The organism is Clostridioides sp. ZZV14-6345 (assembly GCF_020657775.1).
Taxonomy (GTDB): Bacteria; Bacillota; Clostridia; order Peptostreptococcales; family Peptostreptococcaceae; genus Clostridioides; species Clostridioides difficile_D.
Genome location: NZ_JAGWCX010000023.1, coordinates 22,325 through 44,826 on the forward strand (window position 1 = coordinate 22,325; position 22,502 = coordinate 44,826).

Below are 22,502 nucleotides of genomic sequence, written 5' to 3' on the forward strand. Positions count from 1 at the left end.
TAAATTTTAAAGTTAAAGTTTATAATATTGCCCAAACACCTTTTTCTCGTCTAGTAAAAATAGGATTTATTTGAAGTGTTTGCCTAACTTTTTCTCTCCAAAATTTATTTGAATTACACTTTTTATGACCTTCAATTTCTTTATAGATATCTTCTAATTTTGCTATTTTTCCTAATCTCTCTATTACAGTAGCAACTAAGTCCTTCCAAGTTATGCTTATACTATCTCTTAAGTCACAAGTACCTTTTTGTACTATTGAAAAATCTAATGTATATGAATAATCTCTTCTAAGAACTATTGCTGTTTCATGAGCTATCCTTATGAAATTTTCTTTTTTATAAGATTTTGTATCACTAAGACAATTATTCTGTTCTTTTACAATTATTTGTTCTAAAGTTCCTATTTTATCCATATCTAGCAACATAGAATATAGTTTTCCCTGTTTTTTTATATCAGCTGTAAGAATTATGAGTCTGCCACCTTTTTCTAATGATGCAAACTGTTTTGATAAACAATAATTTATTTTTTTCATAAATAAAGAATAATCTTTAATGTGAGATAAATCATTTTTTAATGGAGTACTCCCATAAACGTGTCCACTGTATTTTATAATATCCCAATATGGTGGATGCCAAAATATGAGTTTATTTCGCTCCTTTATCTCATCTGTTATCAAATCAAATCCCATGTTTAAATCATAACAATTAGATTGAATACCTAATTTATCTGCGACATCTCCAGTTGTATTACTTCCACACATATAATCACTAATACAATCAGAGTGATAAACATTAAGTAGATCAACGATAAGTTTACCTGATGTATTTCCACGATAACTAGCATTTCCATAATCTCCTCTTTCTTTATAGCTTACTAAACTTCTCATATCCAATTACCTCCTTATTGCTGACACATGCAGCTTATAATTTCATTTGCTATAAATCAGCTTTATCTTTATAACTAATATGGTTCATTTTTAATCATTTTTTGAAAATTTTATTTAAGGAGGTTATTATATTTTGAAGTTATATTTAAAATGAGTTTATAGTTTTATATATTTCATAAAAGTGTCATTAATAAGATTACAATCTTCTAAAGATTTGATTAGACTTTCTATTGAATTTGAATGTATATTATCAAAAAAACACATAGTTTCAAAGTTTAAGTAGTCTCTATTTTCAACTATAACTTTATAATGTGTGTATCTACCAATTTTTTCAGTTGATAAAAAATTTCTTTTAACTAACTTTGATAATAATGAAAGGGTTGTAGAAGGTTTCCAATTGTATTTATTTTCCATAGCATACACTATATTTTTAGAAGACATTTCATAATCTGTTTCCCAAATAAATTTCATTATTTTAAATTCTGATTTTGGTATTTTTGTTATAGACATATAAATTATATTCCTTTCTTATAAAAAATGTATATATCAAAGCTATTCCATTTTATAAAATAAAAGTTATTATATATTTGGGTTAGCAATATATGTATAATTTCTGTATGTTTTTGAAATATAGTACTTGAATATAACCATATTATTTATATATGTTACTTCATAGGATGTTGAAGTTTTAGTAGCTTTATTTGAATGTATTGGATAATTATTATTTTTTAGCCAAATTATTTTCATATATTTATGCCAAAATCTTGGGAATAAAAATTTCTGAAATTTTATAATTGTTTTTTGGTCCTCAAAAACAATTAGGATAGGTGAAATTTTTATATTTACTTTATTAATTCTCTTTGATAAATCATTTTTATCATTAGGTATAAATAAATCTGGACAAAATGCTGAGATATATACTGTACGATTTCTCTTTGATAAGGTGTTAATTTTCTCTATAAAAAATTCTAATTTATTTCCATTTGGTTCTATAAAATTTAAAGCTTCTATATTACTATTAAGAGATAAGGCCTTTAACTTATAAGCACATACATTCTCTCTTATACATTTCCCACTTTCAGCTATATTAAAATCTATGTACTCAATTTCAATTTCTTTTTTTATAATTTTTTTACCATTTTTTCCTTGTATTTTTATCATAATTAAGCTCCTTTTGCGACATATAGGCATTTAAATTATAAAACATATACTATATGTATATATTAACATAAAATAAGCATAAGTGGGATGTTTATATTCTATGGATTTTAAATTTCATATTTATGATTAAAATAAATATTAGTATAGAATTGCTACTGTTAATGAGAAAAAACTAGATATAATTACAAATAAAAAAGATGTCTGAATTTATTAAGACATCTTTTTTATTATTAGATTTCTATTACTTTATGCTTCTATTTTTTATGACTGATTGTATAATGTCAATTATAAGAGTCAATTCTTTACTATCTAAGTCACTAATAAGTTCATGTATACTATTACTAGTTAATGAACCTGATTGTAATTTATTAAGCTTGTCATCATTTTTCAAAATACAGTTAGATGAGATATTTAGTGAATTAGTAATTCTTATAAAAGTAATGAGACTAGGAGCTTTTACTTCCTTTTCTATATTTGAAATATATGCTTTTGATAAACCTGTTGATTTATAAATATCTTCAAGAGTTAAGTCTAATTTTTTTCTTTGCTCTCTGATCCTTTTCCCTATTAATGTTTTATCTTCAGTATTCATTTTTATAATTTTCTATAGTCAATGATCTCTTTTACTAATTTAAGAATAGCTTCTTGTTCCTTTAAAGTTAAACTGTCAATTAGTTCATAACACTGCGAAGACATGGTATCAACATACTTTTCATTCTGTATAATATTTTCAAATAATACTTCTAAAGGTAACTCTAGTGCATTCGCAATTTTTAAAATAGATCGAAGAGATGCTCTTCTTTCTCCCCTTTCAATCTGTCCAATATACGCAGGAAATAAATCTGTTTTATTAGCCAATACATCTTGACTATATCCTAGTCTTCTCCTCTGATTTCTTATTCTTTTTCCAATTATATTTTCTATATTATTCAGTTCTAACATTTGCATCCTTCCTAATTAACTATATTAGTAATTTATGAACATATATATTTAGGTGATAATTATATATAAATAATATACTATGAGTGTTATAAATATATGCAAATAGTATATTATTTTAGTAATATATGTATATATAATATTTGACAAAAAGAAGATAAATATGATTATCTATATCTTTTATATAAATATAGATACCAAAAACTTTTACTGGTATCTATACAATAGTTTATAAAAATTTAAAAATAGAATTTATAACTTTTAAGTTCAAGTTTAATATTGACAGTAGAACATGTTTTTATAACTCTCTATATTTTATAATTTCTTTTATTAATTTAAAAATAGCTTTTTGTTCTTTCAATGTTAGACCATCAATTAATTCATAACACTGAGAAGATATAGTATCAACATGTTTTTCATTCAGTACAATATTTTCAAATAATATTTCAAGAGGCATTTCTAATGCATTTGCAATTTTTAAAATGCTATTAAGTGATGCTCTTTTTTCACCACGTTCAATTTGACCTAAATAAGCTGGAAATATTCCTGCTTTTTTTGATAATACTTCTTGGCTATATCCTAATCTTTTTCTATAATTCCTTATTCTTTTCCCAATTATACTTTCTATTTTATTTGATTCTAACATTTGCATCCTTCCTATTTTTGTTAATAATTTATAAAATCTGACATTCTTCGTTGAAGATGATTTATTTTAATGATATACTATACGTGTTAAAAATATATGCAAATAGCATGTTAATAAATAATTTACATACTATAAAGTCTAATGAGAGGAATAAAACAATTGGAAAATATTATTTATAAATTTAGTATCACTGAAGAGTTTGATAATTTCTTAAGCGAGTGTCAGAATAATGCTTTAAAAGAATTAAAAAGGAAAAATATAGCTATCTTTAATTCTTACTATAAACTTTCTAGTATCATAGATAAAAAGCTATCCTCTAATGATAGAGAAAAGTTTGAATCTTATAGAGAACAGAAATATGCTATTCATAGCCTAGAATTTGATTTTCAATACAAATCAGGATATAAACATTTTATTAAATTATACATGTCATCTAAATTTGATATTCTTAAAGAGCTAAACAGGCTTTCAAATATATCAATTGAGAATTTTAGAAGAAACAATTCGAAATATTTGGAAGAACTTAATAAGATTTTAAAAATAGATATAAATGATTTTCTTTATAATATAGATAGAGATATATTAAAAGAGTATGTTCAATTAGATGAGGAATTAAATAATTTAATGACTAAATATCTATTTTTAAAAGGTCATATAGACTGCATGAATTTAGCTATAGTACTAGACATACCTATTGATAAAGATAACAAGTATATAAAGTCTTTTTTAATTGAGATAGAGTATTAAAATTTCAATATTCTATCTTAAGTTTATTTTTAGTTATATATCTTAGATTTAGAATTATCAAGATATTACTAATATCTTGATAATTATTAAGCTATATTCATGCGAAATAAAAACGATTATTAAAATATAACAAATTTCAGGTTTTAATTATTATAATAGTTTTTAAAACATTTCTTCTCCTATTTTTTTTGATAAATAAACAATATCATTTTATAGATGTAGTTTCAATGATTTTGCCCAACTGGACATTATAAAGCTTAATTGGGTATAGGAAAGGAAACTACTACAGTAGAATTTTTAAAAATAATGTAACCTTACTTTTAAAGTCTTTAGCTTTATGTTTGCTTATTGGTATTTCTATTAATCTATTATTGTATTCCAGGAATGCTGTATTTTTTTCAATCTTTACTACTTTTCTTGCATTCACCAAAAAACTATGATGACATCTGAAAAAACCATAATCTGTGAGTTGATTTTCTAAATTACTTAAGCTGGTTGATAAAATATGATTTCTTTTTTCTGTATGTATAGTTACTGTTTTTTTCATTACATCTATATATACAATTTCACTTGTTTTAAGAAATAAGCTTGAATTACATCCTATATGTTTTGAATTAATACATATTTTATTATTTCTAGATATAAAATCATATATATATGAATTCATGTAACTTTTTAAAACCTCATAGTTAACAGGTTTCAATAAATATCTATAAGCTTTTACTTCAAAAGTATCTAAAATATGATTTATCATAGATGTTATGAAAATAATATCTACATATTCATCAAATGTTCTAATTTTTTTAGCTGCTTCTATACCATTAATACCTTTCATTTTAATATCCAAAATGAGTATATCTAATTTACTAGGATAGTTTTTAATAAGTTCTTCAGCTGAATAAAACAAACTTATGTCATAATCTATCTCATCTTCATTGATAATTTTGTATAAATATTCTTTTATTGTATTTATACAAGATATTTCATTTTCACAAATAGCTATTGATAAAAACATAAATAATGCCTCCCTCATATTAAAAAAAGTATTCTAATAGTATTCTATAAGATAAAAAAGTATTCTAATAGAATATATTATATCATGATTACTATACAAATATTTAAACTCAAATATATTTTCAAATAAAATCGAAAAATGCCCCATATTAGTTATGTAAAAAAATAAGCTAATTTCTAGTAATTAAAAAATAAGCTACATGTTAGCAATGAGGAGAGTGTTTAAAGCATGAATAATCATGAAAAAAAGAATAGATTATAGAGAGATATTAGTTTATGAAGTAGTATAAAAAGAAAATATCTTTAAATATGAAAAATGGGTTAAAAATTTAAAAATAATTAATTTAGAGAGGTAAAAAAATGGAGATTAAAAAGATGAAAGCATGTAACTATTTTGATGTGTTTGGTGTAAAGATAGAAGAAAAACTAGATAGGATGTTAGAATGTGTTGAGTATGAAGATCTAGAAGAAATAACAGGTGGATTTTTTATGAAAGATGAAAAGATGTTTTTCTTTTATCATTATAAAAAAAATATATATGACTATATAAATATAGATGAATTGTTATATGATGTTATCATTATTTTTGATGATATTATTCAAAATATTATAGAACAAGAAACTATGAGCAGGTCTTCAGCAAAAGAGAAAATAAAGAATGACATTTATACTGAGATATATCAGATGTTTAAAAAATATGTGAAAATTAAAGAGTGTAAAGATAATTTTATAAAAGAATTAAAAAATTATCAAGGAAAAATTTTACATAAATCAGAAATAGATGATTTAGTTATAAAAGCTTATTCGGAAAACTTTGAATATGAATATGAAAATGAAATTGACATTGAAATTGGAGAAGACGATGAGGAATGTAATATTCTTGAATATAATCTTACAAGTAAATGGGAAGAATGCTTGAATAATATATATTTATCTATTAAAGTAAAAATCTTAGAAGAATTTTTATGCATAATATCTGAAGTAGATGTTTTCTACCATAAAAATGATTCAAAATTTATAGAAGAATTAGAGGTACAGTGTTGATAGAAAATATTAAGAATGTACTTCATAAAAGAACAGAGAAATATACCTAGTAGATATAATAAACTTAAATATAAAAACTTAATCCTTATTTTCAACTACTAAATAATAAAGACAATACACTAAATTATAGTATATTGTCTTTATTTATATATTTGATATACATTTACTCTAAGAGTTAAACTATATTCTTATATTAATTTAAAAAAGGCTGTACACTTAATTTTAACATACAACCTTTATGTAGATACCTTCTAACGCTTATTGCTTAATATGTGTGGCTTCTAATTATCTCTATTTTGCCATTTTTGTCTATCATTTCCGTCATTATATCTAAGTCGCAAGTTTCGTTTGGGTCGTTGCAAGATACAGCCCAACTCTTTACCACTTGCTTTTGCCCTGTTCTTTTTGCTTCTTCAATTAATCTTGCTATTTTTTCCTGTTCTTTTTGCTTTCTGTCTTCTTTTTGTTTCTCGATTTTTTCTTGCTTTTCAGCTAAAATTTGTTTTGCTTTTTCTGCTGCTTCCAATAAAGTTTTTTTAGTAACTTGGCAAGTATCTGCAAACTCGAAAGTTTTTCTTTTTTTAAATATTCCTCCTACCTCATATGCCACTTTATCTATTTCATCCATTATTTCTTTTAAATTAGTGCTTTGATTTATTTCTTTGTCGTTAATGTAAAAACGAGATGTTCCAATTACTAATTCAATAGTTTCATTTTCGTCTAAATTTTCCCAAACATTGTTATAATAGTCTCTTTCTATTTGATAAGCTTTTTTTAAAAATTCGTCTCTCATTTTTTCAAGTTCAGCTGGAGCTTTAATATAAAACTTCTTTTTTTTCATATTAAATAATTTTCCTGCTCGCTTAGCAACTTCATGACCAAGTTCAATTACAAATTTCATGCAGTAATAAGTAAGCTCAGCCCACCTTTCTCCTCTATCTTTTAATAAGTTTCCATCTATCGCCAATGTTTCGATTTCAAATTTTTTTTCCTTTAAATTTTTTGATATTACAAGTTCACAAATCCCTCTGGATGTTTCAAATTCATATCTCATTTCTTCATTCATTTTTTCACCTCATACAATTAAATTTTATTTTGAAGAATTAGATTGTTTTTATAGAATTTTAAGTTTAGATTCTTCTAATTTAAATGTAAACATTTTTTCCTTTCTTCTTAAACTTGATTCCTTTACATCTTCTCTCATATTTACACCTCTTTTTTTATTTAGCTGTCTAATGCAACTTAGTTTTTTATTTGCTAAAATTAGCTTATTTCTTCTCATAAATAATATGTGGCATTTTCATATTTTTTTTGAGAAAATATTTTTATAATTAAATAAATTGATTTTTTTAAGTTCTCTTAACTTAATTATAACAATGTTTGGTGAAGTATATCTGTACCAAGTAAAATATTTTTAAAAAATGTATAATGATTATTTAAGGATAATATAAGATTAATACTAGATTGGAGATAGAACTATACTTATTTAAATCATTTGATAACAAATACTTTTTAATATTCAAATATTTATTTAAATAAATATAAAAGGGATTATCACATGAGCAAATTAAATTTACTATGACTATTTTGCTTATATTAATTTGCCATGAATTACTATTCTAGCATTATCAAATTCATAGGTACATGTAGAAAGTGTAACGATTTTATTACTACTATTTAATTTAATAGGTGATTTGTGTAATGATTTAGAAGTAATAGTATTTATATAGTTCTGGAATTCTAATTGCCTATCAAAGTTTGTTTTTAAATAATCATAATCTGAATCTACAATATAAACAGAAAATATATTGTATAAAAATTTTTTTCCATTCATAGTGATTTTAATTTGATTATTTTCCTTAAAGAAATTATCATCTTTAAACTTATTTAAATTATTAAGCATAGTATTATTTTTCATATTGTGGCCATTAAGAGTTTTGTTTCTATAATCCATAAATAATGTACCTGAGATAGAATTTTCTTTATAAAAATTTTTATCTAGATAGTAAGAATTATCTTTAGATTGAACAACTGGATAATTTATATTTGTGTTATCAATAGAAATCCAAAATTTAAAATCTTTGTTTATCTTTGACAAGTCTTCTTTTTTATTTTCTATTTCTTGAAGTTGCAACGATATTTTATTATTATGATTATATTTGGTAAGCTTTAAGCATATGTTAAGTGTACTGTAAATTATTACCAATATTAGTGTAATGTTAATTATCAACTTGTATAGTTTTTTCAATATTTCACCTCAAATCAAAAATAGTATGCCTATTTATATTACACTGTTTTTAAATAAATCTTGTTAATTTTATAAAAAAACATTAGCTGGATAGCTAATGTTTTTAGATTAATTGTTATTATAAATTTCTTTAATTTCATCTTCACTTAGATCAAAATCATCAAATTTGCTTAATATATCATCTAATTTAAAACCATTCTTTTTTAACATTACAATTAGCTTATGATCTTTTCTTCTAGCTTCTTCTCTTTTACCTTTTTCAATACCTTCATTAAAAATTTCTTCCTTGAAGTTTCTACTTTTATTCATAATATATGCACCTCTTTTCAAATTTAATAAATATTCTTCATTTCTTCCTAGATCTTTTAACCTATCTAAAGCTTTCCTAATAATAAAGACAATACACTAAATTATAGTATATTGTCTTTATTTATATATTTGATATACATTTATTGTAAGATTAGACCTACAGTACTATTATATTCAAACTTATTGCTAGATTTTAGTATCATATATCCTTCTAATGGAGTTATTAATCCTAGATAATAAAATCTATTAAATATAAATCCTGATACTTGAATTGAATCATTTCGCAAGTCTCTATCTTCCTTATAAAAATCTTCTTCTAGAATTATTTTACAGCTTATTTCAGTAGATTTGAAAAGCTTAGATGCTTCTTTCTCATTATCAATAATATTTTTATAAGGTTCAAAATTAAATATTAGGTCTAAACCATCAAAATGAGTTTTATATATACCAAAAATATTCTTAATTTCTTTATCACAATTGCTAAAACTGTCTTCAAAATATTTTTTAACCATACCATTATCATAATAATAATCCAAAATATTTTTTCTAAGACTCATTGTAAAAATAGAATTAGTATTTAAGGTATTATTTAAGATATCTTTAGTTGCATTCTTAAGTTTATTATCATAAAAGTTATCTTCACTAGGTAGAATATAAAAATTTCCATATTCATATTTATTATTTATATTACATTTACCCATCCTTTGTATTAAACAATCCATATGTGCTAAATCACTTATTACTATATTGAAATCTAAGTCTAATGATATTTCTTGAGTAGATATCAAAATATCCCCTTTTCCATTTAATATTTTACTATATTTATCTTTTTTATCTTTGAATTTAAATCTATTATGCAAAACATTTATATCTATACCATTATATTTATCTGATAAGTTTTCTTTTAAAAACTCATATGCACTATTAGCTGAATCAATAGTATTTTTTATTATTAGAATTCTTTGTTTCTTTTCTAAAGCTTCTTCAACTATTAACTTAATTTCTTTTTCCTTTATAAAAGAAACCTTTACATTTTTACCTTCACAAAGCTCTTCTTCCTTGTTGCTCTCAATAAAAACTATTTCTCCTTTATCAGTAATGTTTTCATTACATTCTTCTTGAAAAATAATGCCCTTACTTATCATTTGATCTTTATACGGTTTTGGAAGTATAGTTGTCATTAAGTGAAAGTCAACATTTAAATACTTACATGCAAATTGCATAAAATATATTAAAATCAAAAATATCTTTGGATGCAACAAATGTACCTCATCAATAGTTATAGATGAATTTTTAATAGCTGCAAATGTCATTTCATATCCTGGAAATTTAAACATACTAAGTAATAACTGGTCAATTGTTGCAATTATATATGGTTTACAAAAGTTTACACTTAAATCTATATCCCTTGATGTTACTACAAAATCTAGTTCTTTATTGTTTTCAGTATATGAATATAAGTTTATATCACCATCAATTAACCCAATATAATCATCATTTCTTCTATCTAAATTATTTTTATTCTTAAATATATTTTTTATGTAAAGACTTTCTAATGATAATTGATTTGAAACCAAAAATAATTTTCTTTTAAATCGTTTTCTATCATCAGCATACGTTTTTACTGAGTTTGTAAAGTCAACAGTCAATACATTTTTTCCAGATAGCTCTCTCAGTCTTTTTTGTATAATATTAAATTCTACATTACTTTTTTCTAAATCAGAATGATTCTTACAGATATCAATTAAAATCATCTCATCAATTTCTTTATCTGTAAAATCATTATAGAATTTTATATCTTTATTTATACTTTGAGCTCTATGGTCTATTAAATTTAACATTCCTTTATAAAAAATATGTTTAGACCTTCTATCATTTAAAACCGAGTCATCTATTTGACCATTGTTATAATCACTTTCTATAACCATATTCTCGCTTACTTTGTCTAGATAATCATAATCTAACATATCTTCATTGAATTTAAATTCTATATCTAAAATGTATTTTATATAATTTTCTATATCTTCTAGATTGAAAGAATCTTTATTTTCTAAAATTCCACTCTCAATATACTTATAAATTTCTTCTTGCACTTTAGTAGTAGTTAATTTCATATAATCTATATAGTTTCCATGATGTAACATTATAGTTTTATATATGTATAACTTATCTTCTTCTGATAAATTCATTTTTTCCAATATTGATTGCAAAAATGCTCCAGAAAATACATTGTGTCTTGCTATCTTTTCTAAAGATTTTTTTTCATATTCTAATTTTTCTATTTCTTCTTTTGAAAAACTAGATGATATTTTATTATTAATTTCTATTTTTTGTTGCACAATTAAATTAATTTTTCCTAGATCATGCAAAGCACAGCATATCTTTAGTATTTCTATATCTTTATATGAATACAAATCTGGGTCTAATATAGATTCTAATACTTCAAATAAATCTTTAATATGTTCAACTAATGTTTGCTCTTTTTTATTGATATTTAAATTACATGGTCCAGCTAATAGTTCCTTTTTCATGTTAAACACCTATCCTTTAAAGTAATTTATAATTTTTTTCTTTTGCAACTCTAATAGTCATCTATCTTTCGTACCTTCTTTAAAATTTCTTCTTATATTTTAATATCTTCATTTATCTAATACAAAATGGACACTCTTCTATACAATATCCTCCCTTAATACCTGGTTTACTTTTGATGTCAACTCCAGCCTTTCTTAGTTGACATATATATTCCTTTACTTGTCTCTCCGATATACCTATTTTTTTGGATATTTCACTAGATTTTAAATTTTCATTTTTTCTTAGAAGTAATATAATTTTAATTACATTTTCTATTTTACTCATATAAATACACCACCTTTATTCAAGTTTAACATTTCTTGGTGAACTATTATTGTATGGAGTAAAATATAACTGCGAAACTATTACATTTAGATTTAAAGAAATAAAACATTAACTATTTAGTTAATGTTTTATTTTTATTAGTTTTGATTATATACTTTTTCGACCTCTGATTTATTTAAATCATCTATAATGTCACATATTTCATTTAAATTATAACCTTTATTTTTTAACTTTATGATAAAATTAAATTTCTCTTCTCTTTTCCCTTTTTCAATGCCTTCTTTAAAAATTTCTTCTTTGAAGTTTCTACTTTTATTCATAATATATGCACCTCGCTTTAAATTTAATAAATAGTCTTCATTGCTTCCTAGCTCTTTTAGCCTATCTAAAGCTTTCTTAACAACAGAATCATTCTTAGCTATAAACCTAACATCTAAATTAGAAGGATTACTAATTAATTTTCCCCACAACATGATTCTATTTACTATATTGTTATATCTGTTAATTTTAGGAAGCTCTACAAAGTACAATGCCGTTTTTTCTGAATAAATATTTGGATGACCATCCATAGTTAATCTCATACAATTTATATAATCATCTATTTGATTATATTTTACATGATTTAATATGTGTATTCCAATAGTTTTTCCAATTTCTTTGTATTCTTTACCTTCTTCTAATTTTCTACCATGCACACGACTAAGATAATATTCAGCTCTTTCTAAGTAATCGTCCTCAAAAGCTCTTTGCATCTCAATATTAATGTGATTATTTTCTTCATCTTCAGCTAAAATATCAAGTCTAGGCCTTTTCTCTCCAATATAATTAATAGTTGGGTCAGTTTCAACTCTAATTACTTTCTTAATTTTCGTAAATGGCTTAATATTCCTATTAGCATGTGGAGCATCATTTAGAATATCATTTATAAAACTTACAAGTAAATCATAATCATTGTTTAAAGTAAATAATGATTTAAATACTTCGTCATATTCAGGTTTAGCGTAACCATCTTCTGTCACAACTTCGCCAACATTTTCACTAGTCAATATCTCTTCTGGAATTAAATTTTTGATTTTATGTAATTCCTCATTAGAAAAATCACCCTTACTGAGTATATCATTTAGTTTTTGAGTCCATTCTCTGTTTTTTTCTTCAATTCTAGTTCGCTTATATTCCTTTGATATTTTAGTAATTTTAGATTTTTCTTCTAATATCTGTTTCATTTTAACACCTCTTTTTTTTATTATACCAATTTTTTCTTAATTAATCTCTTTTTAATATAATTACCCCCCTCATTATTTAATTGACTAATGCAATTTAATTCTTTGTTTGCTTAAAATAGCTTATTTTTTATTTACATAAATAATATGGGGCAGATTTATTTTTTTTTTGAAAAATCTTTTAATATATTAGGACCTATTGTACTTTAATATAAATGTTTTTGAAGTATAAAAGTAATTAAATCTAGAGAGAAATTGCATTATTTAAAATTAAAAAATACAGGAAAGCAATTAGTCAGTATATATGACTAACCACTTTTAACAATAAGCTCTATATTACTAATAGATTAAAAGACGAGTAATTGGGAATATATTTATGAATATATTGGAGTTTAAAAGGTTAAGTAACGAAAAAGAAGGAGTAAAAGTAAGAAAAGCTGAATAAAGAAATAAATTCTTAAAGCAGGACTCATTTCTTTATATTGATAAACTATCATTTGTTTTAAGTATATTATTTTGTAGGCTCAAATCTCTTAACCCATCTATTTGACAAAGAATCTATATCAAATATAGGAGTTATGTTTATCATAGCTAATGGAATGATTGTAAAAAAACATTTCTCACTAAAAAAACCGTGTCATTTAAATCCTCTTTATAAAAAAAGCCATTAATATTTAAATAGATAAAGAGTATTACAGAAATTAAAATTAAATGGTATCTTAAAATATTGAAATTATATTCAATATTTTTTAATGCATAAAATTTTCTACTAAAAAAGATAAGCATTATTTTATTAATAAAGACACCAAAATATAAGTATGCAATTAATGAAAGTGTAGGTATAAAGTATACTAATATTGATGATTTCATAAATTTATAATTTATTAAAATGAATAAACTTATAAATGAAATTAAAAATGTGTAGAAAGTTAATGTGATTAGTGTACACATAAAAGTAAATTTATTTTTTAAAGAAAAACATAAAATAAAAAATACTATGCAGATAAAAATTATATTTAATAATAGCATAAAATTCTCCTTTATCAATTTCTTATTAAATTATACATTAAAAAAACCTAATTCGAATCAGTTTTATTAAAAAACTTTAAAAAGAAAAAAGCAAAAAAAATCAGCAATTTTTTTTTCATATTTTCTTGATATATATAGCAATATAAATTTCTGTGATTATTTCGATTAATTATTACGAATTTATGTTGACTATAATTAACGGAGGAAAAAAATATGACAAAAATAAAGATTAAAACTAATGAGATGGGTAAAAGTAAATTAAAATTAGTTTTAAAATATTGCGATGGAAAACAAAATTGTATTAACTTTAAATTAAAATTTTCAAAATATAGTTATTATTTTAATTTAAAAGTAGACAAAATATTAATAATGAATCATAAAATACCTTATAAATTTCCGAGGTTTATAAATATTTTTTTAGGTAAAGTGATTGAAATTCTTATCTCCCATATATTAATGGATTTAGGAATAAAGCCTGAATTTAAATGGTTTGTAGCAAAAATATTAGCATATATTATAATTAAAATAATTAAATTTATAAATTAGATAAATATAACAAAGCTAAAACTAATCAAATAAATAATAACTTAAAAAGCTACAGATTTTCTTATCTTGTAGCTTTTATTTTAATTTTAATCAAGTAACTCTCTATACAATACTAAATTAAGATATTTTATTTCTCTTTATATGTACAAATCATATATCTAACTCTATAATATTATCAGTGTCAATGTATTTTTTAAAGCTGCATTGCCATTTATTTTCACATCTTCTTTGAATAAAACATAATTGATTTTTTTGCAATGATTTATTAATACTTATACTATGATTACTGTTTTCTTTCAAACTTAGAATATGCTCCTGCTAATTTTTTTATTTCTCTTGAGTTGTATTTTCTTTGTATTTCCTTGATTTTTCTCACATGTTCATCCTTATTAAAATCATGTGATAATTGTTCCATTGCACATTTTTTTAAATATTTAGATGTATTTACATTAAGACCAACACGTCTGAAACCTTTTACAATATTATTATTAGCTTCTACTAACATTAGATCCATTGCATATCCTTCATTTTCTTCAAGTTCTTGAAATTCTTTACATTTAGATAAATGAATTGTAAATGGTATATCTGCATCTCCTATACCCATTGTGTTTGTAAATACGAAGAAAATAATTTTGTCTAAAAAAGATACATCTATTCTTAAATTACCTTTTCTAAATTCAATTATTTCTTTGTCTGATAAATTGTCTAATTTAAATATAGCTGTAAATCCAGTTTCACTAAAAGTAATACTTAAACCATCTGGTACTTCTGCTTCTAATTTTTTACCAATTTCTATTTTAAACATATTGGTCTATCCCTCCAATTATTTGTATTCTACATTATAAGTATAGCTTACTTAATGTCATTTTTCATCATTAAATTTATATACTCTCTTTATTATAAATTTTTTTAATCTATCAAAGTTTACTAAATATATATTAAAACTGAATAATTCTAATTAGGTATTATCTACATTTGTATTTACTGCTTTTTTCTTATCTAGCATCTTCAAAATGCTAAGTAAAAAGTTAACCGTTTTTTTAATAACCTTCATGCCATCTAATGATGTTTGATAAATTTCAGTTATTAAATTCTCTTGTATATCACTTGCATTTTGAGCTGCCACTTGAGCATAAGAATCTATTTTTTCAGGATTTCCAGCTGAAGCATACTCTTCGAATAATTCACTTGTTTTATTATCTACATCAAATCTTGAAAATTTCTCTAATTTTGAATTTCTTTTAAAATAGGTTATAATTTCTTCACATATACTTAAATCTAAATCTTGAAATATCTCAGGATACTCTTCATTATTCTTCTTACTCTCATCGGAAAAGTTTGCAGAACCTATGTATGCTACTGCATCTGTCATTATTATTTTGGAATGATTTCCGAAGTTAAAGAAAGTTCTCATATTTGCATCATACTTCTCTGGATTAAGTTTATCTATGTAATTAGCTATTGTTTTCTTTGCTCTATTTTTGGCATAAGAGCTTGTGTATTTCTTAAAACGAGCTGGGATATTTGTGATAATAACTACATCTTTATCTTCTTTGAAGTTTTCTATTTTTTCAATTAATTGCTTACTTTCAGCTGAGATATTATATGTAACAATTCTTACAAATGTAGCTTTTTCTAATGTATCTAATACTTCAGAGTATCTAAACTCATCATTTGTCATTATTAATTTTACATCATCATTTATTTTGATTTCATTTCTCATTTTATATCATCCCCTCCTTAGAAATACATCAAAACATAAAACTATTTTTAAGTTCATCATTAAAATATTCTAGATAATCTTCTATAGTCTTATATTTATTATACTTACTTTTACATCAACTATCTTTTCTATAACCTTAGAAGTATCATCACTTACTATAATTTGTATATACTATTATAGAAATGAAGCTCTAGTTTCTATTTACAGGGGTTTTGAAAAATTCTCCTTATCCATCAGTTTCTCTATCCATTTCATTAATATCTTGCTTTCTTAAAGTTAAGATTTTTTATTAATAGTTAAATAATCTTCTAAAGCACTAATTAAACTTTCTATAGAACTAGAATATACTTCCTCTAAAGAACTAAATAAACTTTCTATAGAACTAGAATGTACTTCCTCTAAAAATTTTTTAGTTATAAATTGTAAATAAATTTCTTTGGTTATGATTATTTCATAATGTGTTAGTCCTTTAATTCTTTCAGCATATAAAAAATTCTTTTCAACAAGTTTTCTCAAAAGGGTCAATGTAGTTGTTTGTTTCCAGTCACATTCTAATTCCATAGCTACAACAATTTCTTTTGATGTAACTATGCTATTTTTTTTCCAAATAAATTTCATTATTTTCAATTCCGCTTGTGGTATTTTTTGTATCAACATATGAACAACCCTCTCTAATTCAAGATAAGTAATAATTATATTTTTAATTTCTTACAGAAAAATTTTTATGGTGGGGTAGCTATCTTATTTTCAATAATTTTTAGAACTTATTGAAGGCTAAAATGCTTTATATAAATTATTCATGCATATAGACTATTATATTATACTATGCAAATGGTTACAATATAAAAAACAGAAAGGAGAGTATAATTTATGGATGTAGACTACAAATCATTAGGAAAAAGAATTAAAATTGCAAGAATTAAGAAAGGTGTGACTCAGGAGGTAGTTGCAGAAAAGATAGATATAACCCCATCTCATATGAGTAATATAGAGACTGCAAAAACAAAGGTAAGTTTGCCTGTTTTAATTAATATTGCTAATGTTCTTTCTGTAACGATAGATGAATTATTATGTGATAATGTATTAAATTCTAAAATTATATTTGAGGGAGAAGCTAAAGAAATTTTTAACGACTGTGATGAGTATGAAGTTAGAATGCTTGTTGATGTTTTAAAATATATGAAAGAAGTAATGCGTAAAGATAGAAAAATAAGAAACCAGTTTAGTATGCAAAATCCAGATTTTTAATTAAGTATATACGGATTATATATATTACAGTGTCAAAAATAGAAAATTAAGATTAAATTTTTTATAATAAATTGTGTATATGGTAAGTCATATTAAAATTTTAATTTAAGAAATAGTATATAATCTTTAGTCATCTTCTTCCCAGTTTTTTATCCATGTTTCTAATGAAGTTATTTTTTCATGTGTTAATTCTTCTTGAGATAACGATACTAAAAGACTTTTTATAAAGTTATAACATAAAAGTTTATGTATTTTTTTTGATATGAATTCATAGTACTTATCCTCTTTAATTGAGATTGTATAATATGTACATTTGCTTGTTTCTTGAATATATAGAAATCTTTTATTTGATAACTTTGATAAAGTTTTTAAGGTTGTTTTTTCTGACCAACTGTGTTTTTCTTTCATATAATTAATAACATCATATGATTTTACTTTTGCATCTAAATTCCAAATGAATTTCATTACAGTTAATTCTGATTTTGAAAGTCTTCTTAAACACATAATTATCGCTCCAGTCATTTGTTTATTTAACTAAATATTATAACAATAATTTCATACAATCAAATCCAATTTTTTCCATATAATTAGAATAATAATTAAGCAGGTATTCACAAAATTTTGTTTTAATATTTTTAATTTGTGGTATAACCTAAATTCAAGTGGAGACATAGAATTTAATTTCTTTTGATATCTAAAATTATTATAGTAATATATATAATTCTCTATTGCTTTAATTAATTGTTCATATGTATCAAATTTCCTTAAATAGTACATTGACAAGCGAAGCTTTTTTCATTGAATAAGGATTGAAATATTGGAAATATATAGATACAATAAGTATAGAAAATAAATATCCTATTATAAGGAAGGAAAAATTAGTATGAAATTAAAAATGATAGATAATGCCATTGATTTACTTAAATTAGTTAATGAATATTTTCATGACTACAATACTAACAAGGAGCATAAGAAAGATAATATAAGCTTAGAACTAACTATTATATATTTACATAAATCTATTGAATTACTGCTTGAATCAATGCTTATAAATGAAAATGAATTATTAATATATGAAAATTTACTTCCAAATAAAGTAGATGAATACAAGAAAATTAGAAATTACCCTAATACTATTTTATTTTTAGACGAGTTTTTAATGAAAAGAGAAGAAATCAAAACTATTGATTATACAAAATTAATAACTATTTATTGTGATGCATTTAATGCTGATAAAAAAACTCAAAGAGTGCTTTCTGATTTAGGAAAACTAAGAAATACTGTAGTTTATCTTGGTATGAATGAGTCAGATGGTTTTGAACATATTTTAATAACTATCTATGAAAGTATAAATATAATTCTTGATGTTTTATGTGAAGACCTGGAGAAAACTGATAATTATTTTGAATATGATAATGTTAGAGATATACTAGAACCACTCGTGGAATCTTATAATGATCTTTTCGCTCCAATTCAATGACTTTTTTTTAATAAATAATATAACTTTTGAAGTTAATAAAAATGGACTTTTAAACCTGATAACTTCTACTCTGAATTTTAGTAAGTAATATATTTTAATGCATTTTCTATAGCCTCATTCAGTTAATATTATAATAAAATGAATGAGGCTATATTGTAAAAACATGTTTAAACTATGAAACTATAAAAAGATGCTTTATATGCCAATATAAGAGCTTTCTTAAAAATTTTCTTAGTTTTATACCTTTAATTTTTATTATTAAATTTATTAATTTAACAATGATTATTAATTAACATTATATAATTTACCTGCTATTTTATCTGAAGCCTCTCGGTCCATTTCATCAAGTACATGAGAATATATGTTTAGAGTGGTATTAACATTTGAATGGCCAACTCTTTCTGAAATAACCTTTATGGGAATATGTGAGTTCATAAGTAATGTAACATGAGAATGTCTTAAATCATGAAATCTAATATGAGGAAGTTGCTCAGATTCCAGGAATCTTCTAAATCTATGACTTATAACACTTTCATCTATAGGAAAACCTTTCTTATTAATAAATAATAGATTGTATTTATTCTCAATACTACCATTTAGCAGCTCTCTTTCTTGCTCTAATTTATGTTTTAATATGAGATTCATTATTTTATCTGGAGCTGATATCTTTCTGATTGAACTCTCAGTTTTGGTATCCTTAAGTATGACTTCTCCATTAACCTTTGCAGTGATTTTCTCTATTGAAATTATTTTTCTCTCGAAGTCTATATTTTCCCATGAAAGACCTAATATTTCAGATATTCTCATACCAAGACCAACACCTAAATTTATATGAAGCTCTAAAGCAGTATTTTTACAAGCTTCTAATAATCTTATTATTTGTTCTTCATCATAAATTTCATTTTTAAACTTCTTTGATTTAACTAAATCTATTCCTTTAGTTGGATTTTTATCAATTATTCTTAAATCAAAAGCACTTTCAAATGCAAGTTTCATTATATTAATATGTATTTTTAAGGTTTTAGAACTTAGAGTATCTGACAAGGTATTTATATAATTTTGTATATGTATTGTATCAATATCTTGTAATCTCATTTTACCAAGATGTGCTATTATGTATTTATTGCATATATTAATATATTTACTATAGGTAGTTATTGACCATCTAGATTTATATTCTTCTATGAATGTTTTTAAAAAATGCTCAAATAAAATATTATTTGGGATTAGTATATTATTTTTATACATACTATCTTTTACTTCTGCCAGTCTTTTATTAGCTTCTCTTTTTTTAGTGAAAGAACCCATGTTCTTTTGCTTTTTCTTTCCAGTAAGTTCATCCTTATATTCTAAGTAGACTATATACTTTTTATTTACGATTCTTATAAACCCAGTCATAGAAAACCACCTTTCTTAAAAAACTTTATATGTTAATTATACCATTAAAAATTAAATAAAAGTACGATTTTGCTGAATTATAACTGAAATTTATTAATAAATAAACAGTACAACTTAGTAATATCAATATATTAGAAAAAATATCATAGAATTAAATATTCTATGATATTAGTTATTATTTAATAATTAAATATTAATTTCGATTTTAAGACACTGTAATCTTATATAGGATAAATTATAAGGCAACAAAAAATATTCCTTTCTAACAGGCATTTAAAAGGTGAGTATTTTTGTGATAACTTATATCAAACTTTATATAGAATATTCTTAACTATTCATGTAAAATTATCTTAGTAGACAAGAATTTTATTAATGCAATTTATTTTAACTTTGTAGTATTAAATTGTAATATATTCTAGGGGGTGTCTTATGATACAAAAAATACAACAAGAAGAACTAATGGTAATGAAATTTATTTGGGAAAAAAATGATGAAGTGATTTCTAAGGAAGTCATTGAGTTTATGGAAAATAAATATAATTGTAAACCTTATACAACACTTCCATTATTATCAAAGCTAGTTAAAAAAGAATTTTTATCAGTTGAAAAATTGCTAAATACACATATTATAAAATTGTAGTTAGAAAGAGAGAATATTTAAACTTTAAAATTGAAAATTTTATTGGAAAAAGAAAACTTTAAAATATCTTATAGAAATAGCAAAGGATCTGGATGAATAAATGAATGTTTTATTTGAAAATTTATTAAGAACAACAATTGTAAGTAGTTTGGGTATTTGTATATTAATATTTCTAAAAACATGTCTATTTAAAATATTTAGTAAAAAATTTAATTATTATATTTGGTTAATTGTTCTTTTTAGAACGCTATTTTTCTCAATATCTTGTTCAATTGAATTTACTACAAAAACAGAAGAAAGTTATACTCTAATTGATAATATAACTAATTTTAATAATAATCATGCAGATAAAAACCTTACATTTTTATTTGTATGTATTTGGATAATTGGAGTTATATTTTATTTATCTCATATATTAATTAAATATATAAGGTTTAAGAATCTCATTGTTGATACTTCTTTTGAGGTTGAAGATGAAAATATAACTTATACTTATAAAAAATTATTAACTGAATTAAATATAAAAAGAGATATCCCTCTAAGGATTACAGATGAATTGGCCAGCCCAGCAGGTATAGGATTATTTAAACCATACATATTTTTATTGGATCTTCCATATGATAAAGAAAATATTTACTGGATTTTAAAACATGAATTAACACATTTTAAACATAGAGATATCTTAATAAAATTCATAGTGGTTTTTGTAAAATCTATTTATTGGTTTAATCCTTTTGTTTATATTATGAGTAAGAAAATAAATTCTGACTGTGAACTATGTTGTGATGAAAGTGTTATTAATGAATGTTCACCAAAACAGAAAAAAGAATATGCATTGACCATTTTACATGCAATTAAACTAAGTAATTTAAATAATATGGGCATGTTAGTAACAGAGTTTACAAAAACAAATTTAGAAATAAGAATAGAAAGTCTAGGAAAAAGAAGAGGAAGACGTGGAATAATCCTTGCTATTTTAATATTTATAGGTTCATGTTTTTCTTTTATTGATATAAATGCACAAGCACCAATAAAGAAAAAAATCTTATCTAGAAATAAGACTGTTACACCAAGTACTGGATTTAGTTTTGAAACTACAGATTATACATATGCAACAGCTCCAGAAGATGTAAGAAAACTTTATGAAGAAAAATGTAAAAAAATAGGTAAAGTTCCTAGAGATACTGATAAAATAGATATATATAATACAGACAATACAATAGAATAATATTTTATGTAAACTATGAGGAGTTGTCTTATTAGTATTTTATTGTATATCTGATAAGACATGAATGTATTTGGAAGAAGAAATGTGATTGATTTTTTTCTTGATAAGAATTATTGTTTTTTTGTACTTTATATTGACTAT

The 22,502-nt window shown here is 23.1% G+C and carries 26 protein-coding genes; 7 read left to right on the forward strand and 19 right to left on the reverse strand.

The genetic code is table 11. The features are described 5' to 3' along the window. Window positions 1-19: 19 nt before the first annotated feature. The 6 genes from KGF39_RS08105 to KGF39_RS08130 form a co-directional block, all read right to left on the reverse strand. Window positions 20-886, reverse strand: a complete 867-nt coding sequence (locus KGF39_RS08105) for a site-specific DNA-methyltransferase (protein WP_227821891.1) — start codon at window positions 884-886, stop codon at window positions 20-22. 156 nt (window positions 887-1,042) lie between these two features. Beyond that, window positions 1,043-1,396: a BlaI/MecI/CopY family transcriptional regulator gene (locus KGF39_RS08110; protein WP_227821892.1), complete on the reverse strand. Its 354-nt coding sequence runs from the start codon at window positions 1,394-1,396 to the stop codon at window positions 1,043-1,045. 69 nt (window positions 1,397-1,465) lie between these two features. Beyond that, on the reverse strand, window positions 1,466-2,047 hold the full coding sequence (locus KGF39_RS08115; RefSeq protein ID WP_227821893.1) for a hypothetical protein: 582 nt from the start codon (window positions 2,045-2,047) through the stop codon (window positions 1,466-1,468). A 241-nt stretch (window positions 2,048-2,288) separates the two neighbouring features. Continuing rightward, entirely contained in the window at window positions 2,289-2,639 is a 351-nt protein-coding gene (locus tag KGF39_RS08120; RefSeq protein ID WP_227821894.1) for a helix-turn-helix domain-containing protein, read from the reverse strand. A gap of 2 nt (window positions 2,640-2,641) precedes the next feature. Further along, on the reverse strand, window positions 2,642-2,989 hold the full coding sequence (locus KGF39_RS08125) for a helix-turn-helix domain-containing protein (protein ID WP_227821895.1): 348 nt from the start codon (window positions 2,987-2,989) through the stop codon (window positions 2,642-2,644). 295 nt (window positions 2,990-3,284) lie between these two features. Next, window positions 3,285-3,632: a helix-turn-helix domain-containing protein gene (locus KGF39_RS08130; RefSeq protein WP_227821896.1), complete on the reverse strand. Its 348-nt coding sequence runs from the start codon at window positions 3,630-3,632 to the stop codon at window positions 3,285-3,287. A gap of 159 nt (window positions 3,633-3,791) precedes the next feature. Between KGF39_RS08130 and KGF39_RS08135 the strand changes: the two genes are divergently transcribed. Next, complete coding sequence (locus KGF39_RS08135) at window positions 3,792-4,379, forward strand: hypothetical protein (RefSeq protein ID WP_227821897.1); 588 nt, start codon at window positions 3,792-3,794, stop codon at window positions 4,377-4,379. Window positions 4,380-4,662: 283 nt separating this feature from the next. On the opposite strand, the gene KGF39_RS08140 is transcribed toward KGF39_RS08135, so the two are convergent. Next, complete coding sequence (locus tag KGF39_RS08140) at window positions 4,663-5,394, reverse strand: LytR/AlgR family response regulator transcription factor (RefSeq protein ID WP_227821898.1); 732 nt, start codon at window positions 5,392-5,394, stop codon at window positions 4,663-4,665. Between the two features lie 359 nt (window positions 5,395-5,753). Here KGF39_RS08140 and KGF39_RS08145 point away from each other — a divergent pair, with 359 nt between their 5' ends. Continuing rightward, window positions 5,754-6,437 (forward strand): hypothetical protein, encoded by a 684-nt coding sequence (locus KGF39_RS08145; protein WP_227821899.1) that lies wholly within the window; start codon window positions 5,754-5,756, stop codon window positions 6,435-6,437. A 265-nt stretch (window positions 6,438-6,702) separates the two neighbouring features. Here the strand turns inward: KGF39_RS08145 and KGF39_RS08150 are convergent, their stop codons facing one another. The 6 genes from KGF39_RS08150 to KGF39_RS08175 all read right to left on the reverse strand — a co-directional run bounded on the left by KGF39_RS08150 (window position 6,703) and on the right by KGF39_RS08175 (window position 13,073). Continuing rightward, window positions 6,703-7,503: a hypothetical protein gene (locus KGF39_RS08150; protein WP_227821900.1), complete on the reverse strand. Its 801-nt coding sequence runs from the start codon at window positions 7,501-7,503 to the stop codon at window positions 6,703-6,705. Window positions 7,504-8,028: 525 nt separating this feature from the next. Then, the gene (gene srtB / locus KGF39_RS08155; protein WP_227821901.1) at window positions 8,029-8,685 is read right to left on the reverse strand and encodes a class B sortase; all 657 of its coding nucleotides are present in this window, start codon (window positions 8,683-8,685) and stop codon (window positions 8,029-8,031) included. A 108-nt stretch (window positions 8,686-8,793) separates the two neighbouring features. After that, window positions 8,794-8,994 carry a hypothetical protein gene (locus KGF39_RS08160; RefSeq protein ID WP_227821902.1) on the reverse strand — a complete coding sequence of 67 codons (201 nt, stop codon included), beginning with the start codon at window positions 8,992-8,994 and terminating at the stop codon, window positions 8,794-8,796. 140 nt (window positions 8,995-9,134) lie between these two features. Continuing rightward, window positions 9,135-11,525 carry a CRISPR-associated helicase Cas3' gene (gene cas3, locus KGF39_RS08165; protein WP_227821903.1) on the reverse strand — a complete coding sequence of 797 codons (2,391 nt, stop codon included), beginning with the start codon at window positions 11,523-11,525 and terminating at the stop codon, window positions 9,135-9,137. Between the two features lie 112 nt (window positions 11,526-11,637). After that, window positions 11,638-11,850 carry an HTH domain-containing protein gene (locus KGF39_RS08170; RefSeq protein WP_227821904.1) on the reverse strand — a complete coding sequence of 71 codons (213 nt, stop codon included), beginning with the start codon at window positions 11,848-11,850 and terminating at the stop codon, window positions 11,638-11,640. A 137-nt stretch (window positions 11,851-11,987) separates the two neighbouring features. Beyond that, window positions 11,988-13,073 carry an Rpn family recombination-promoting nuclease/putative transposase gene (locus KGF39_RS08175; RefSeq protein WP_227821905.1) on the reverse strand — a complete coding sequence of 362 codons (1,086 nt, stop codon included), beginning with the start codon at window positions 13,071-13,073 and terminating at the stop codon, window positions 11,988-11,990. Window positions 13,074-14,312: 1,239 nt separating this feature from the next. On the opposite strand from KGF39_RS08175, the gene KGF39_RS08180 reads away from it, so the two are divergent. Then, on the forward strand, window positions 14,313-14,645 hold the full coding sequence (locus KGF39_RS08180; protein WP_227821906.1) for a hypothetical protein: 333 nt from the start codon (window positions 14,313-14,315) through the stop codon (window positions 14,643-14,645). A 283-nt stretch (window positions 14,646-14,928) separates the two neighbouring features. Here KGF39_RS08180 and KGF39_RS08185 read toward each other — a convergent pair whose 3' ends face one another. From KGF39_RS08185 to KGF39_RS08195, 3 genes are all read right to left on the reverse strand, one after another. After that, window positions 14,929-15,450, reverse strand: coding sequence for a hypothetical protein (locus KGF39_RS08185; RefSeq protein ID WP_227821907.1), 522 nt, complete (start codon window positions 15,448-15,450; stop codon window positions 14,929-14,931). Window positions 15,451-15,603: 153 nt separating this feature from the next. Then, the gene (locus KGF39_RS08190; RefSeq protein ID WP_227821908.1) at window positions 15,604-16,368 is read right to left on the reverse strand and encodes a phospholipase D-like domain-containing protein; all 765 of its coding nucleotides are present in this window, start codon (window positions 16,366-16,368) and stop codon (window positions 15,604-15,606) included. 276 nt (window positions 16,369-16,644) lie between these two features. Continuing rightward, a complete protein-coding gene (locus KGF39_RS08195) occupies window positions 16,645-17,025 on the reverse strand; it encodes a BlaI/MecI/CopY family transcriptional regulator (protein ID WP_227821909.1) in 381 nt (126 codons plus the stop codon). A gap of 213 nt (window positions 17,026-17,238) precedes the next feature. Between KGF39_RS08195 and KGF39_RS08200 the strand changes: the two genes are divergently transcribed. Further along, the gene (locus KGF39_RS08200) at window positions 17,239-17,616 is read left to right on the forward strand and encodes a helix-turn-helix domain-containing protein (RefSeq protein WP_227821910.1); all 378 of its coding nucleotides are present in this window, start codon (window positions 17,239-17,241) and stop codon (window positions 17,614-17,616) included. Between the two features lie 126 nt (window positions 17,617-17,742). Here the strand turns inward: KGF39_RS08200 and KGF39_RS08205 are convergent, their stop codons facing one another. After that, a complete protein-coding gene (locus KGF39_RS08205) occupies window positions 17,743-18,120 on the reverse strand; it encodes a BlaI/MecI/CopY family transcriptional regulator (RefSeq protein WP_227821911.1) in 378 nt (125 codons plus the stop codon). A 51-nt stretch (window positions 18,121-18,171) separates the two neighbouring features. Next, entirely contained in the window at window positions 18,172-18,399 is a 228-nt protein-coding gene (locus KGF39_RS20230) for an IS3 family transposase (RefSeq protein ID WP_413927079.1), read from the reverse strand. 100 nt (window positions 18,400-18,499) lie between these two features. Here KGF39_RS20230 and KGF39_RS08215 point away from each other — a divergent pair, with 100 nt between their 5' ends. Next, window positions 18,500-19,096 carry a hypothetical protein gene (locus tag KGF39_RS08215; protein WP_227821913.1) on the forward strand — a complete coding sequence of 199 codons (597 nt, stop codon included), beginning with the start codon at window positions 18,500-18,502 and terminating at the stop codon, window positions 19,094-19,096. A 285-nt stretch (window positions 19,097-19,381) separates the two neighbouring features. On the opposite strand, the gene KGF39_RS08220 is transcribed toward KGF39_RS08215, so the two are convergent. Further along, a complete protein-coding gene (locus tag KGF39_RS08220) occupies window positions 19,382-20,494 on the reverse strand; it encodes a tyrosine-type recombinase/integrase (RefSeq protein ID WP_227821914.1) in 1,113 nt (370 codons plus the stop codon). 429 nt (window positions 20,495-20,923) lie between these two features. On the opposite strand from KGF39_RS08220, the gene KGF39_RS08225 reads away from it, so the two are divergent. Together KGF39_RS08225 and KGF39_RS08230 are read left to right on the forward strand one after the other, a co-directional pair. Then, window positions 20,924-21,133, forward strand: a complete 210-nt coding sequence (locus tag KGF39_RS08225) for a BlaI/MecI/CopY family transcriptional regulator (protein WP_227821915.1) — start codon at window positions 20,924-20,926, stop codon at window positions 21,131-21,133. 100 nt (window positions 21,134-21,233) lie between these two features. Then, window positions 21,234-22,361 carry a M56 family metallopeptidase gene (locus KGF39_RS08230; RefSeq protein WP_227821916.1) on the forward strand — a complete coding sequence of 376 codons (1,128 nt, stop codon included), beginning with the start codon at window positions 21,234-21,236 and terminating at the stop codon, window positions 22,359-22,361. Window positions 22,362-22,502: the final 141 nt, after the last annotated feature.

Bases quoted from the DNA above. Each gene is read 5' to 3' on its own strand.
- KGF39_RS08125 (WP_227821895.1), bottom strand. From the start codon at position 2,989: ATGTTAGAACTGAATAATATAGAAAATATAATTGGAAAAAGAATAAGA.
- KGF39_RS08120 (WP_227821894.1), bottom strand. From the start codon at position 2,639: ATGAATACTGAAGATAAAACATTAATAGGGAAAAGGATCAGAGAGCAA.
- KGF39_RS08195 (WP_227821909.1), bottom strand. From the start codon at position 17,025: ATGTTGATACAAAAAATACCACAAGCGGAATTGAAAATAATGAAATTT.
- KGF39_RS08140 (WP_227821898.1), bottom strand. From the start codon at position 5,394: ATGTTTTTATCAATAGCTATTTGTGAAAATGAAATATCTTGTATAAAT.
- KGF39_RS08170 (WP_227821904.1), bottom strand. From the start codon at position 11,850: ATGAGTAAAATAGAAAATGTAATTAAAATTATATTACTTCTAAGAAAA.
- KGF39_RS08200 (WP_227821910.1), top strand. From the start codon at position 17,239: ATGGATGTAGACTACAAATCATTAGGAAAAAGAATTAAAATTGCAAGA.
- KGF39_RS08190 (WP_227821908.1), bottom strand. From the start codon at position 16,368: ATGAGAAATGAAATCAAAATAAATGATGATGTAAAATTAATAATGACA.
- KGF39_RS08150 (WP_227821900.1), bottom strand. From the start codon at position 7,503: ATGAATGAAGAAATGAGATATGAATTTGAAACATCCAGAGGGATTTGT.
- KGF39_RS08180 (WP_227821906.1), top strand. From the start codon at position 14,313: ATGACAAAAATAAAGATTAAAACTAATGAGATGGGTAAAAGTAAATTA.
- KGF39_RS08145 (WP_227821899.1), top strand. From the start codon at position 5,754: ATGGAGATTAAAAAGATGAAAGCATGTAACTATTTTGATGTGTTTGGT.
- KGF39_RS08225 (WP_227821915.1), top strand. From the start codon at position 20,924: ATGATACAAAAAATACAACAAGAAGAACTAATGGTAATGAAATTTATT.
- KGF39_RS08185 (WP_227821907.1), bottom strand. From the start codon at position 15,450: ATGTTTAAAATAGAAATTGGTAAAAAATTAGAAGCAGAAGTACCAGAT.
- KGF39_RS08110 (WP_227821892.1), bottom strand. From the start codon at position 1,396: ATGTCTATAACAAAAATACCAAAATCAGAATTTAAAATAATGAAATTT.
- KGF39_RS08220 (WP_227821914.1), bottom strand. From the start codon at position 20,494: ATGACTGGGTTTATAAGAATCGTAAATAAAAAGTATATAGTCTACTTA.
- KGF39_RS08215 (WP_227821913.1), top strand. From the start codon at position 18,500: ATGAAATTAAAAATGATAGATAATGCCATTGATTTACTTAAATTAGTT.
- KGF39_RS08230 (WP_227821916.1), top strand. From the start codon at position 21,234: ATGAATGTTTTATTTGAAAATTTATTAAGAACAACAATTGTAAGTAGT.
- KGF39_RS08130 (WP_227821896.1), bottom strand. From the start codon at position 3,632: ATGTTAGAATCAAATAAAATAGAAAGTATAATTGGGAAAAGAATAAGG.
- KGF39_RS08205 (WP_227821911.1), bottom strand. From the start codon at position 18,120: ATGTGTTTAAGAAGACTTTCAAAATCAGAATTAACTGTAATGAAATTC.
- KGF39_RS08105 (WP_227821891.1), bottom strand. From the start codon at position 886: ATGAGAAGTTTAGTAAGCTATAAAGAAAGAGGAGATTATGGAAATGCT.
- cas3 (WP_227821903.1), bottom strand. From the start codon at position 11,525: ATGAAAAAGGAACTATTAGCTGGACCATGTAATTTAAATATCAATAAA.
- KGF39_RS08160 (WP_227821902.1), bottom strand. From the start codon at position 8,994: ATGAATAAAAGTAGAAACTTCAAGGAAGAAATTTTTAATGAAGGTATT.
- KGF39_RS08175 (WP_227821905.1), bottom strand. From the start codon at position 13,073: ATGAAACAGATATTAGAAGAAAAATCTAAAATTACTAAAATATCAAAG.
- KGF39_RS08115 (WP_227821893.1), bottom strand. From the start codon at position 2,047: ATGATAAAAATACAAGGAAAAAATGGTAAAAAAATTATAAAAAAAGAA.